The sequence below is a fragment of the Maritalea sp. YIW29 genome, from assembly GCF_057219265.1.
Genome location: NZ_JBXVVF010000002.1, coordinates 794,453 through 806,686 on the forward strand (window position 1 = coordinate 794,453; position 12,234 = coordinate 806,686).

The following is a 12,234-nucleotide window of genomic DNA, read 5'->3' on the forward strand; positions in this document are numbered from 1 at the left end:
AAAATGATCAGGTTTGTAATTTTATTATCAATCTCAATGTTCGGATTTGCATCGACCAGTTCGTTCGCGTCGAGTGAAGAAGTTTCGATTGCGACGGGCGAATGGCCTCCTTATAGCCAAGAAAAAAGAGAAGATAAGGGTTTGGTCAACAATGCTCTAAGTGAAGTCCTTGGTGAACTGGGATACAAGGCCGTGTTCAAGTTTATGCCTTGGAAACGAGCGTTAGAAGTAACGCGAAATGGCAAGTTTCAGGCGACGTCATTTTGGTATTTTGATGAAGCGCGCGGGCAGGACTTTTATCATGTTGGGCCCGTGTCGCGAGAGCAGCTCGTGTTTGCCTATCGGAAATCTGAACCTTCTCCGACTTGGGTCGAATTAAAAGACCTTAGTGATCGAAAGATCGGCGGTGTCGTTGGTTTAACCTACACAGAAGAATTTTGGAAATTGGTCGAGGATAAGGCGCTCAATGTGCAAATGGGGCCAAATGATCAATCAAATTTGCGCAAGTTGTTGGCTGGTCGCATTGACTTATACCCGATTAGTAAGGCTGTAGGTGTTGAGTTGTTGAATCGTGAATTTTCGGCAGAAGAACGTGATCAACTGGCATTTTCGGAGCAACTAATTGATGAGAAGATTGGCTATATTCTCTTTTCACGCCAAGTTGAGGATAACAAACTAATTGCGGAAAAGGTTCAGGAAGCTCTCGATTTGAACATCGATTAGAGTCCATTTTTTTGGGGAGTGGGTGACTTTTGACTCCCCACTCCTTTTTGACTCAGGTTTTAAATCAAGTCTACTCAAGTTCGCTCAGAATCTTGTTCGAGAGTTCGCCAAAATTCATCTCGGATCGCATGATGGTGCCTGAGTTTGTTGCAAAAGCAATAACCGCATCATAGTCGGGCGAAAAGGCTAAGAACGCGTACCACATGGTGTTTGATCCATTGTGGAACATGGCTTCGCCCTTTAGTGGCGGTTGCAATGGTACATGCATCCAACCTGCCGCATATTGATCTGTTTCTTTTGTCAGTTCTGATGCTTCATGCAAACGTTTGACGGTTTGAGCACTCAGAAAACTTACATCGCCTTTGCTGGCTTCTAGGTGCGCGTTTGCAAAAGTCGCCAAGTCCTGAAGCGACATGTGAACTGTGCCCGCAGGGCCAATGATCGGCGTGTTATCTGATCCGTTTTCCTCAGGGTCCACGGCTTTGGTGAACAGGAAGAATTTTGTTGAATGGCCCCACGGGTTGGCCCCTTTGGGTGGGCCAAATCCGGCGCTGGTTAGTTTGAGCGGTTCGAAAACTTCTTTGCGAACCAAGTTTTCCCAACTCTCGTTCATGACTTGAGCCGCCATGGCGCCGGCAATCGTGTAACCGATATTGGAATAAATAAACTTGGTGCGGGGCGTTGCTTTTGGTGGATTTTTCAAGACGTCAAGGACCGCGTTCAAACGGGCTTCGCTTAGATGCGCTTCATCCGAAAACTCTCGGTTCATAGAAGTCTTTACGCCAAAATTCGCTTTAACGCCGGACGTGTGGTTTAGCAGATCAATTAGAGTTACATCGTGCCATGCATTGTCAATTTGGTCCGCAAATTCAGGCAATAACTCATTGATCTTATCGTCGAAATCAAGCCTGTTTTGGTCAACCAGACGGCCAATCATGGTGGCAGTAATTGATTTGGTGATGGAGCCGATATGCCACTTGTCTGTGCTCTCTACTTGCTCTGCGCCGCCTTTTTTGCGCAAGCCAGACGCGGATATTGCGATGGATTTTCCTTTATGCATCACAACTCCGCCATTACCGATTTGAGCGGCTTTTTTGCGCACGATGGGTAATTGTTCATCGAGCAAGGTTTGAATATGAGCGTTTGTTTGGCTCGCGGCGGGTTGTGTCATAACTAATCCAAGCATGAGAATAAGCGTTGATATTGGCAAAGAGGACCGAAGAAGCTGGGGAAAATGTTGCATGATTCTTCACTTATATTAAAATTTGTGAAATATATTTAATATGCAGGATGACCCTATTCAAGGCCCCGTTGAGAATTTTGTGCTTAAGACGCCAGAACAACTCCGTGTTCTTGGCGCGCCGGCCAGTCGAGCTGTCTTTCATGGGATGTTGAAAATCGGCAAAGGTTCCATCAAGGATGTGGCGGATGCAATCGGCAAATCCCCCCACTCGCTTTATCATCATATCGAGAAACTAATGGACGTTGGCCTTGTGCTACATGCGGGCGAGCGACGGTCTGGCGCAAGAATGGAGCAGCTCTATCGGCCCGTAGCGCATCTGTTGCAAGTCGATACAACAAACAACTCGCCCGAATATTTGGCCGCAATTGCGGACAATGCAAGTGCGAGTTTTCGGCAAGCCGACCGGACCTTGCGCCGTTCGACGGTAGATGGCAAGGCAACGATTGCAGATGGGGATAGAAATATAGCTGCCCTTCAATTCACTGTACGTCTGAATGATGAGCAGCGCGCTGATCTGTTTAAGCGCATTAATGCGCTTGTGGATGATTTTACAATTGGCCTGCAGCAAGATGAAGACGCACCATTTCACCTCATCACGATGGCACTAAGCCCAACTGACGAATAAATGATGTGGGTTTCACATCTGTGAATTGAAACAATCGCTAACCAAGGCTACAAGAGCGTGGTCTTTGTTTGTGAGCTGGATATTTCATGCGTCTTTTGACACGCATTTCATTCGTGTTTCTATTTGGGTTGATGTGGTTGGCGCCGGTTTGGGCGACGCCGCAATTGCTCGTGGATATGCGAAGTGGTGAAGTTCTGTATGAAGAAGATGCGGGCATTACCTGGCACCCAGCTTCGTTAACGAAATTGATGACAGCCTATGTGGCGTTTGAAGCCATCGCTGCAGGCTCAGTCTCGCTTGATACACCGGTTATCATGTCTGAAAATGCATTGAAGGCGCCACCAAGTAAAATGGGTTTCCCTGTTGGCACCGCTGTTACATTGGAAGATGCGCTTTATTTGCTTGTCGTAAAATCTGCGAATGATGTTGCGATTGCGGTTGCGGAAACTGTTGGTGGCAATGAGCAGAAATTTATCAATCTGATGAATGCCCATGCGCGCAACTTGGGTATGAGCAATAGCTTCTTTGTCAACCCAAATGGTTTGCATGACGGCAACCAAGTCACAAGCGCCCGCGACCTTGCCATCCTGTCGATTGTGATCCGCAACCGATATCCACAATATGACGGCATTTTCAACACACGGACGGTGGAGTTCGGTAAGTCCAAACTCGCATCATTCAATATTCTGCTGACCAAGTTCCGCGGCACCACTGGCATGAAAACGGGATATGTCTGCTCGTCTGGTCTGAACATTGTAGCGACCGCTGAACGCAATGGCCGCAAATTGATGGCGGTGGTCTTGGGCGGATCTTCAGCCCGTGAACGGGGTGAGCTGACTGCACTATTGTTGGAACGTGGCTTTACCAACCGCTATCCGGGTACTGGAAAATCTGTAACACGGGTCGCCAATTTGGCCGTGCCACCGGTGGATATGCGACCAAAAATTTGCGGCAAAGAAGCCAATCAATATGTCGCTGCGCGCAAAGCGGCTTTCCCATTTGGGCTGGAAGGTGAGATTTCTTATCTCGGGGACAGTGTCACACCAAAACGGGTGCGTATTCGCACGCTTGGCAAATTGGTTAATGTTGATCTGCCGCGTCCTCGCCCGGCCTATTCATATGTGCCAATTGTCGCGCAGATCGAACTGCCTCGACCACGGCCAACAAATTGAAATTTTGCTGGTGCTTAACTGGCATTTTGTTGAGCGTAATGCCGCTCTAGCTCAATCAGTTTCTGTTTACGCCAAAGCCCGCCGCCATAACCTGTTAGTGAGCCGTCAGCGCCGATCACCCGATGACAGGGAATGAGGATGGCGATTTGGTTCGCGCCATTGGCACGAGCGACAGCACGGGTTGCTGTTGGGCGTCCGATTTCTGCTGCGAGCTGGGAATAGCTTTTCGTTTCGCCCGCCGGGATGGTACGCAATGCGTCCCAGACATTTTTGGTGAAATCTGATCCATGCATGGTTAGCGGCACATCAAACTGAGCCGACTTTCCCTGAAAGAAACGTGTGAGCTCTTGTTCAACTTGGTCTGTTGGCGGAAAACGCCCAATGCCGATATTGCCTTTGACTAGCTTTAAGAGTTTCCGGAGTTCGGTTTTGATCGCTTTGCGGTCGGCAAATTCAAGCAGATGCAAACTGTCCTTATCGCTTACTGCGATCATCGGCCCGAGTTCGGTTTCCATCCAATCGGCTTTCAACATTGCATCCTTGGCCAGTTTGCCCGGCGGTAGCCCGAGCAAGCCAGCAAAGGCACTTCGAAATGCGCTGGGTGATGAATAACCCGCGTCCAACTGTGCGTCGATTACTTTGCCGCCATCAGCCAACGTGGTAAACCCGTCACGGATACGGCTTAGTCGTGCCATTTCCAAAAAGGTAATGCCAAATTGACGTTTGAAAGCGCGTCTAACGGTTGATGGATCAAACCCTAAGCGCACGATGTCTGGTTCCCCCCAGCGTCTTGCGGGTTCCTCAAGCAGGGCTTTAGTGAGGGTTTGAATTATCGGGTCGCCGTTTGCTTCTGGCGCGAGCGGCTTACACCGCTTGCAAGGGCGAAACCCTGCTTCAATTGCGCCGCCAACCTCGGGGTAGAACGTGCAGTTTTCGCGCTTTGGTTTTCGCGCCGGGCAAGTCAGGCGGCAGAAAATCCCGGTGGATGATACACCAACATATGCGTGTCCATCGTAAGTTGAATCACGATCTAACAGCGCTTGGTATAGTTTGTCGTCGTTTGGTAATTGAAATAACATGGGTATAAATTAGCACGAAATTGGTCGACCTGTCCGTCGCAATTCGGGCGTCTATTCTTAAAATTACGCTTTTTGAATTTCAAACCGCAAATAATTTTCCGCCTTTGTGCTTTCAATCAGACGATGACCCATTTGATTGCACATATTGGGAATATCAATGGCGGCAAGTGGATCGCTGGCCAAAACGATCAGGCGTTCGCCGGACTTCATGCTTGCCAGCGCCTTTTCAGCCTTGATGACGGGTAGAGGGCAGTTCAATCCAATGGTATCGATTTGCATATTCGTTTTGCCACGTTGTTTGGGTTCAAGTCCTAGTCTTGAACCACGAGTACCCAATGTGTGCCAAAATTAGAGTTTTGGCTGTAATTGACCGCCAAGCCAGCTTGTTTTGCCCGGGGTGTCAGCAATGTCTTTGCGTCGCGACTAGAGCTGCGCCAGCCGGAAAATGTTTCGGCAAAATTGGAATAACCAGCACTAAATAATGCGGATGCGTTGGACTTTTCGGCGATTAATGCGGCTGCACCATTATTGTTGCCATCATTTGCATAGCGGGCAGCAGAAAGTTTTGCCACTTCATTGAGTTGGCTTGTTAGCGTGAGCAGGGGAAGGTTGTTTGCGGCACGATATTGATTGATCAGGCCAATGGCTTCTTGGCGGTCCAATTGAGCGCCCGGTTTTGCCATGGATGCAGTTAGACCAACAGGAAGTGGGCTGGTCGCGGCGACACAGCCAGCAAGTGGCAACAATAGTGCGAAAATGGCGAATAGTTTACGCATGGCAATCCCCAACCAACATCAATATCGGCTTTTAACAGAGCAAATAAAAAACGGCCAGCAAATCCATGCTGACCGATGATCAAGGAAGCCTAAAAGTACGGCGAAATTGAGGTTAACTTGCGCGATCAATACGTGTGGTAAAGCAAGTGTAGGCGGCAGAACGCAAATGGATGAACTCAACATCGTCTTTTGCAAATATGTCGTTCGCAACTTTTTTCAGTTCATCGACACGTACGATTTGGCCCGTGGTGTAATTGATCTTTTCGTCCGACGAATATCCCCGGATCATAAATTTTTCGCGCTCGGCAACCACGGGCGGCAGTTCGTTCGCCTTGCCCTCAAATCGCTGGCACGGTTCGCCACACACAAATATAGGTCCAGTTTCGGTGAATGCGCCGGTGCCATCGAACGGCTTATAGGCACCTAGAAGTACGGGCTTTCCTTCCGCGATATTCTTAAGGCAATGGCGACATGGTGAGCCACCATCAGAAACGCGATGCTCTAGCGCATTGCCATAATCGTCATTTCCACCGTCCCACCATTTTTGAGCGCGTCGTGTTGGGATTGGGGTAAATTTAAAAGCCTGTACCATCTGTCTATCTCCTTGTTCTGTGCCAAGAAGATGCAAAATCAATTGAATTTAGGCGACCCGGTTTTGACCGGTTTGAGATTTTTTTGAAAAAATATTCTGCGTTTTACTTGCAGGGCCACAGTATTATGAATTCTCTTCCTGTGCATATCGAGCAAGCCGTGTGCTCAATGTTCCGGTATGCAGTTCGAATAGGTGGTTGTCGTGGTCATAAAAATAGATGGAGCGGCCTTCGCCCTTAACACGATCACGAGGCGGGAGAACCTCAAGCTTGAGGTTGGTGATGCGTCCGAGATATTCATCAAATTCATCCTCGCCAATTTTAAAGGCGATGTGGTTGTATGTGGGTGAGGGAAGTGGTTCGCCCTCCATGATTGCGATCCAAATCTCACCAACTAAAAAGAACTTTTCCGCCGAGCGCGAAAATTGCTTTTCGTCGCTGGCGTACACTTCTTCGGCATCAAAAACACCAATAAGAATGTCTGTCATTCGATTTATGTTGCGCACGATAAATGTGAGGTGTGACAATCCTTCAATCATGTGATGGCCTCAACGTAGATTCTGTTTCTTTACTGGCCAAAACTATCATGATCACCGGACAAAAAGGCGTCTTCTTCCGGCGTGTTTTTTCGACCTAAAACCTCATTGCGATAGGGGTAGCGGCCGAATTTTTCAATCATTGCGCGGTGTTTAATTTCATATTCTAAGCTGTTTTCGCCGGGTAATGCGTCAAATAGTTTTATTGCTTCATCGTGCACCATCAGGCTTTCGCAATGCATATAGGGCATATAGGCAAAGGTGCGGCGTTCGTCGGGTAATTTTAGATCATCACCACGTAACACCATCTCTTGCGCCAATGTCAATGCGATGAGGTCGCAGGCAAACGCACGGGGGTCTTTGCGGTAAATTTGGCGGGTGAATTGATCAAGTACAATAATTTCAGCTAGCCGATTTTCCGGTGACGTGCGCCATGAAAACAATTCGCCTTTATGTGCCGCGGCGTTGGTGTCGCCAAACTGATCGACGATTTTTTGATCAAATTCATCGCCACCAGAAAACCAGTCTTTTGGTCCATGGGTGACAAACCAAAACTCAGTGACGTCTTCGGGTTTTACAATCATGGTGATCCTCGGAATGGCTTCAATTTGGTCTAAAGTGCAATTGTTAAAGCCCAAGATCAAGTTCTAACGCCTGACATTAAATTGAAGCGCCCTATCGCCAATCGCGGTTGGCTGGGCTAAAAGGCGCGAAACGGTTTCACTCAGGTGTAATTTATGTCGCAACGCGCATCCAATCATTTTCAAATGCCCCCCGAAAGCCTAACAGGCCTCAGCCGGGATCTCATGAAGCTTGAAGAAGCGGGCAAAGAAGTGATCATCGGGCTGATTGGCGCCGGGGAAATGGGCACCGACTTGATCATGCAAGTGGCACGTATGCGCGGTTTGCGGATTGGTGCCGTGGCGGTACGCAATGCCGATAATGCACTGAAAGCGGTTGAAATCGCGTATGGCGATCGCTCAAACGGCATTGTCTGTGAAAATGACGCAGCGATCACCAAAACCATCGAAATGGGCAAAATTGCCATTTGCACGGACGCAGCGCTGGTGGCGAATAATCCATTGATCCAACAAGTGGTGGAAGCAACGGGCAAGCCAAGTGTTGGAGCGGATATTGGATTGCAGGCTCTAGAAGCGGGCAAACATCTCATCATGATGAATGTTGAGGCCGACGTAACGGTTGGTGCCTATCTGAAGCGCCGTGCCCATGAACTTGGGCAAATCTACACGGTTGGTGCCGGGGATGAGCCATCTTCCATCATGGAGCTGATCGATTTTGCCAACGCGCTTGGCTTGCCAATTGTTTCCGCTGGGAAGGGCAAGAACAATCCGCTTAATGTTGATGCTGTGCCAGACGATTATGAGGCCGAGGCCATCGCGCGCAACATGAACCCACGCATGTTGGTGGAATTTGTTGACGGCTCAAAGACCATGGTGGAAATGGCCGCTTTGGCCAACGCCACCGGTTTGGTGCCAGACAAGCCAGGCATGCATGGTCCACAGGCCACCTTGGATACGCTGGAAGATATTTTGGTTCCCGAATGGGATGGCGGCATTCTGTCCGATGTGGGTCGGGTTGATTACACAATTGGTAAAGGCGTTGCGCCGGGGGTTTTCGTAATTGTGAAAGCGCCACACGAGCGCATTCATGAACGCATGGCGGATCTTAAAGTTGGTCGCGGGCCGTATTTTACTCTTTATCGCCCGTTCCATTTGACCAGCTTGGAAGTGCCATTATCATGCGCGCGGGTTGCGCTTTATGGGCAGGTGGACATGCAGCCACTTGATGTGCCGGTGGCCGAAGTTTGTGCGTTGGCGAAGAAGGACATGCAAGCAGGCGAGAAGTTCGATGCGATTGGCCAATATTGTTATCGGTCTTGGACCATGACGGCAACTGAGGCGCGGCAAAACAAGGCCGTGCCCTGCGGTCTGATTGAGGGCGGCGTTGTCACTGCCTCAATCAAAAAAGGTGAACTGATCACCTATCAAAACTGCAAACCCGACAACAGCTTGGCCATTGTCGGGCTGCGGGGCAAACAAGATGCGATGCTCGGACTAGCTTAAGCAAGCCACCATATCATTTGTTAGCTTCTTGATGAGATTGAAATAAAGGTCTTTGTCGCTCGGCAAATCGGCGCCGAGTGGATCAAGTTCACCTGTTTTTACATTCGTGCCTTCAACAGCCAGTTGCACCAATTTTGCGTCAAATTGTGGTTCAGAAAAGATGCATTTTATGTTGTTTTCGCCCAATGCAGCTTTAAGGGTCGTTAAGCGTTTTGCGCCAGGCTTTGCTTGCGGGCTAACGGTTACAACGCCAGCGTTTTGCAGGCCGAAGCGTTTTTCGAAATATTGATAGGCATCATGAAAGGTTACGAATTTCTCGCCTTTTACCGGGGCCAGCGCTGCCTGTGTTTCGGCGATTAGAACATCAAGATCTTGGATAAGTTTATCGGCATTTTCACGATATTGAACCTGATGGTCTGGATCATGCTTGCTCAGGGTTTGGGCGATAATGTTTGCAACTGTTTTGGCGTTTTCTGGATCAAGCCAAATGTGCAAATCGTCAGCACCGTGGTCGTGGCCTTCATGTTGATCGTGCCCTTCCTCCTCGTGCTGAGCTTCTTCTTCATGCTCATGTTCTTCTTCGTGATCGTGTTCTTCGTGCTCGTGGTGATCATCTTCATGAAGCAATTCAATTTCGCGGCCGGGCAAAACCAGAACGCCGGACTGTTCGCCAAGCGCGATTGTTTCGCTGTTTTGCGGGATTGTTTGCAGCGCCTTGTCCAAAAAACTCTCAAGATGCTCGTCGACCCAAAAGATTACGTCAGCATTTTGCAGGTTCTGCGCATCTGATGGTTTAAGAGCATAATTATGGGGCGAGGCATTGGCTGGCACTAAAACCGTAACATCTGCATGATCGCCAGCAACATATTCCACCAACGCGTTTATGGGGCGAATAGAGGTGACGACTTGTAATTTCTCAGCCATTCCGAGTTGGGGGACGAGGCTAAACGCAGCGGCGCAAAGGGTAATGGAAGTTGAACGCATTGATATATCCAAATTTAGATTGAAATGTAATAACATTACATAATTGTGTTATGATATAACGTATGCCATACAGAGTGGCAATAGGAATTTGGTCAACTGGCAACGGGAAATTGTTCGTTGCTCAACTTAGAAATTGAGGATGCCAGATGGCTGCCAGCCAAGATGTGCTTGTTTCTTTAAAAAATGTCGGCGTTGAACGAAGTGGAAAATGGCTTGTTCGCGGTGTAGATTTTGACGTTAAGCGCGGCGAAATTGTCACGCTCATTGGGCCAAACGGTTCGGGTAAATCTACCAGCGTGAAATGTGCGCTTGGTTTGCTTAAGCCAAGCGAAGGCACCGTCATACGCGACCCCAAACTGGTCGTCAGCTATGTACCGCAAAAGTTTGATCTAGATTGGACGCTTCCCTTGAGCGTGAAACGTTTGATGAACCTAACGGCTGAACATTCTGATCAAGAAATTGAAGCGGCGCTGGAGCGGGTTGGCGTTGGGCATTTGATTTATGATGAAGTGAGCGGCCTTTCGGGCGGCGAGTTTCAACGTGCTCAATTGGCTCGCGCGATGTTGCGAAAACCGGATTTGCTGGTGCTTGATGAGCCCGTTCAAGGTGTCGACTTCCAAGGCGAAGTCGCAATTTATGAGCTGATCCAGCATATGCGAGACTATCATGATTGTGGCGTGTTGCTTATTTCCCATGATTTGCATGTGGTAATGGCCGCGACGGACACGGTGATATGTCTTAACGGCCATGTATGTTGCCGTGGTGCGCCGCAACTCGTGGCGCAAAATCCTGAATATCAAAAGTTATTTGGCGCGCATAGTTCCGACGCCGTCGCCTTTTATAACCACCAACATGACCATCATCACCTGCCGGACGGCCGAGTAAAACATGCGGATGGCACAATTTGTGAAGATTGCGACCATTCCCAAAAACCGACGCAAACTGAGGGCGAAGGAGGGCACGGTCATGTTTGATGATTTCTTCATCCGCGCCATCGTTGCAGGTATTGGTTTTGCGCTAATCACAGGGCCGTTGGGTTCCTTTGTTGTTTGGCGGCGTATGGCCTATCTTGGGGATACGATGGCGCATTCCGCTTTGCTTGGGGTCGCCATTAGTTTGCTTTTGAACATCAATTTGATGGTTGGCGTGGTGGCCGCGGCGCTATTGGTTTCAGTTGCATTGATGGTGCTTGAACGTCGCGGCGTATTTTCTTCTGACGCCCTTTTGGGTATTTTATCACACTCCACATTGGCACTAGGGCTGGTGCTTGTTGGCTTTATGAGCTGGGTACGGGTGGACTTAATGGCCTTATTGTTCGGTGACATTCTCGCGGTCTCTAAAGGCGATATTGCACTGATTTATGGATTTGGCGCGCTTATCCTTGTCGGTCTTGCTTGGGGATGGCGGGCGTTGATCGCTGCTACGGTGAATGTCGAACTGGCACAGGCTGAAGGCATGCATCCACAACGTTCACGAATTTTGCTTATGGTGTGTCTTGCCGTGCTGATTGCAATTGCGATGAAGATCGTTGGTATCTTGTTGATCACTGCCTTGTTGATTATTCCGGCGGCTGCAGCGCGAAGGCTTTCAGCCAGTCCAGAACAAATGGTTGTCATTGCGTCGACTATTGGGGTTATCGCTGTTGTTGGCGGGTTGAATATGAGCCTTTCCTTTGACACGCCATCGGGCCCTTCAATTGTTGTTGCAGCGCTTGTGATATTCCTCGTCAGCCTTTTGCCAATCTCAAATTTGGTGCGCAAAATGAGAAAGGCCAAATGATGACTTCAAAAGATAAATTGACGAAAAACCAATCACTGGTCTTTGAGCGATTGATGGCCTCAAAAGGGCCGATGAGTGCATATGATATTCTGGACGAGTTACGTGATGACGGGTTGAAGGCGCCGCTGCAAATATATCGTGCACTCGAAAAGCTGCAGGAAATTGATCTCGTGCATCGACTTGAAAGTATGAACTCGTTCGTTGCTTGTGCTGGTCCGCATTGCCACGAGCAAACCGGTTTTGTCGCGTTCGCAATTTGTGAATCGTGCGGCAGTGTTAGCGAGTTTTCGGATGAAACAGTTCAAGAGCGGCTGGCTGCATGGTCAAAGGATCGACAATTTAGCCCACAAAAAACCAATCTAGAGATTCGCGGCTTATGTTCAACTTGTTCATAAGAAAGTTTAGTACAATTTTAGTTTACAATGGCCCAACTGAAGATTGCTGATCCTTATTTTTGTTAACAAGAGCATGTCTCTTTTCCTCTTCAGTTGCAGATCAGCGGCATCAGTTTTTGAGCTTAACTCATTGGAACATATGAGCTAAAGAATCTGAACGGCTTTCGCACATTTATTCTCCGATATGGTGCGCCATTTAACCATTTGATGAAAGTTCTTTAACCAAAGTGCAATAAACTCCGCCGCAC

Annotated in this window: 15 protein-coding genes; 7 read left to right on the forward strand and 8 right to left on the reverse strand. The window is 48.7% G+C overall.

Going from position 1 to position 12,234, the window contains the following annotated elements; translation table 11 throughout:
- The first annotated feature begins 3 nt into the window (after positions 1-3).
- Positions 4-723 carry a substrate-binding periplasmic protein gene (locus tag AC2D8L_RS13105; RefSeq protein ID WP_484685931.1) on the forward strand — a complete coding sequence of 240 codons (720 nt, stop codon included), beginning with the start codon at positions 4-6 and terminating at the stop codon, positions 721-723.
- Positions 724-793: 70 nt separating this feature from the next.
- Here AC2D8L_RS13105 and AC2D8L_RS13110 read toward each other — a convergent pair whose 3' ends face one another.
- The gene (locus AC2D8L_RS13110; RefSeq protein ID WP_484685932.1) at positions 794-1,966 is read right to left on the reverse strand and encodes a serine hydrolase domain-containing protein; all 1,173 of its coding nucleotides are present in this window, start codon (positions 1,964-1,966) and stop codon (positions 794-796) included.
- Positions 1,967-2,006: 40 nt separating this feature from the next.
- On the opposite strand from AC2D8L_RS13110, the gene AC2D8L_RS13115 reads away from it, so the two are divergent.
- Both AC2D8L_RS13115 and AC2D8L_RS13120 read left to right on the forward strand, forming a co-directional pair.
- Complete coding sequence (locus tag AC2D8L_RS13115; RefSeq protein ID WP_484685933.1) at positions 2,007-2,591, forward strand: winged helix-turn-helix domain-containing protein; 585 nt, start codon at positions 2,007-2,009, stop codon at positions 2,589-2,591.
- A gap of 86 nt (positions 2,592-2,677) precedes the next feature.
- On the forward strand, positions 2,678-3,763 hold the full coding sequence (locus tag AC2D8L_RS13120; protein ID WP_484685934.1) for a D-alanyl-D-alanine carboxypeptidase family protein: 1,086 nt from the start codon (positions 2,678-2,680) through the stop codon (positions 3,761-3,763).
- A 14-nt stretch (positions 3,764-3,777) separates the two neighbouring features.
- Here the strand turns inward: AC2D8L_RS13120 and AC2D8L_RS13125 are convergent, their stop codons facing one another.
- The 6 genes from AC2D8L_RS13125 to AC2D8L_RS13150 all read right to left on the reverse strand — a co-directional run bounded on the left by AC2D8L_RS13125 (position 3,778) and on the right by AC2D8L_RS13150 (position 7,328).
- Positions 3,778-4,842: a bifunctional transcriptional activator/DNA repair enzyme AdaA gene (locus tag AC2D8L_RS13125; RefSeq protein WP_484685935.1), complete on the reverse strand. Its 1,065-nt coding sequence runs from the start codon at positions 4,840-4,842 to the stop codon at positions 3,778-3,780.
- Between the two features lie 63 nt (positions 4,843-4,905).
- Positions 4,906-5,121, reverse strand: a complete 216-nt coding sequence (locus AC2D8L_RS13130) for a sulfurtransferase TusA family protein (RefSeq protein WP_484685936.1) — start codon at positions 5,119-5,121, stop codon at positions 4,906-4,908.
- 32 nt (positions 5,122-5,153) lie between these two features.
- Positions 5,154-5,618 (reverse strand): CAP domain-containing protein, encoded by a 465-nt coding sequence (locus AC2D8L_RS13135; protein WP_484685937.1) that lies wholly within the window; start codon positions 5,616-5,618, stop codon positions 5,154-5,156.
- 112 nt (positions 5,619-5,730) lie between these two features.
- Positions 5,731-6,210 carry a DUF1203 domain-containing protein gene (locus tag AC2D8L_RS13140; protein ID WP_484685938.1) on the reverse strand — a complete coding sequence of 160 codons (480 nt, stop codon included), beginning with the start codon at positions 6,208-6,210 and terminating at the stop codon, positions 5,731-5,733.
- A 123-nt stretch (positions 6,211-6,333) separates the two neighbouring features.
- Entirely contained in the window at positions 6,334-6,747 is a 414-nt protein-coding gene (gene fosX / locus AC2D8L_RS13145) for a FosX/FosE/FosI family fosfomycin resistance hydrolase (RefSeq protein WP_484685939.1), read from the reverse strand.
- 29 nt (positions 6,748-6,776) lie between these two features.
- Entirely contained in the window at positions 6,777-7,328 is a 552-nt protein-coding gene (locus AC2D8L_RS13150) for a DUF924 family protein (RefSeq protein WP_484685940.1), read from the reverse strand.
- Positions 7,329-7,511: 183 nt separating this feature from the next.
- Here AC2D8L_RS13150 and AC2D8L_RS13155 point away from each other — a divergent pair, with 183 nt between their 5' ends.
- Positions 7,512-8,828: an NAD(P)H-dependent oxidoreductase gene (locus AC2D8L_RS13155; RefSeq protein WP_484686404.1), complete on the forward strand. Its 1,317-nt coding sequence runs from the start codon at positions 7,512-7,514 to the stop codon at positions 8,826-8,828.
- Here AC2D8L_RS13155 and znuA read toward each other — a convergent pair.
- Positions 8,820-9,812, reverse strand: coding sequence for a zinc ABC transporter substrate-binding protein ZnuA (znuA, locus tag AC2D8L_RS13160; RefSeq protein ID WP_484685941.1), 993 nt, complete (start codon positions 9,810-9,812; stop codon positions 8,820-8,822). The genes AC2D8L_RS13155 and znuA overlap by 9 nt on opposite strands.
- A 146-nt stretch (positions 9,813-9,958) precedes the next feature.
- Here znuA and AC2D8L_RS13165 point away from each other — a divergent pair, with 146 nt between their 5' ends.
- Genes AC2D8L_RS13165 through AC2D8L_RS13175 form a run of 3 tightly spaced genes read left to right on the forward strand, consistent with a single transcriptional unit; the run spans position 9,959 to position 11,986 of the window.
- The gene (locus tag AC2D8L_RS13165; RefSeq protein WP_484685942.1) at positions 9,959-10,786 is read left to right on the forward strand and encodes an ATP-binding cassette domain-containing protein; all 828 of its coding nucleotides are present in this window, start codon (positions 9,959-9,961) and stop codon (positions 10,784-10,786) included.
- A complete protein-coding gene (locus AC2D8L_RS13170) occupies positions 10,779-11,591 on the forward strand; it encodes a metal ABC transporter permease (protein WP_484685943.1) in 813 nt (270 codons plus the stop codon). The genes AC2D8L_RS13165 and AC2D8L_RS13170 overlap by 8 nt, the downstream gene beginning before the upstream one ends.
- Positions 11,591-11,986, forward strand: a complete 396-nt coding sequence (locus tag AC2D8L_RS13175) for a Fur family transcriptional regulator (protein WP_484686405.1) — start codon at positions 11,591-11,593, stop codon at positions 11,984-11,986. Before AC2D8L_RS13170 ends, AC2D8L_RS13175 begins: the two co-directional genes overlap by 1 nt.
- Positions 11,987-12,234: the final 248 nt, after the last annotated feature.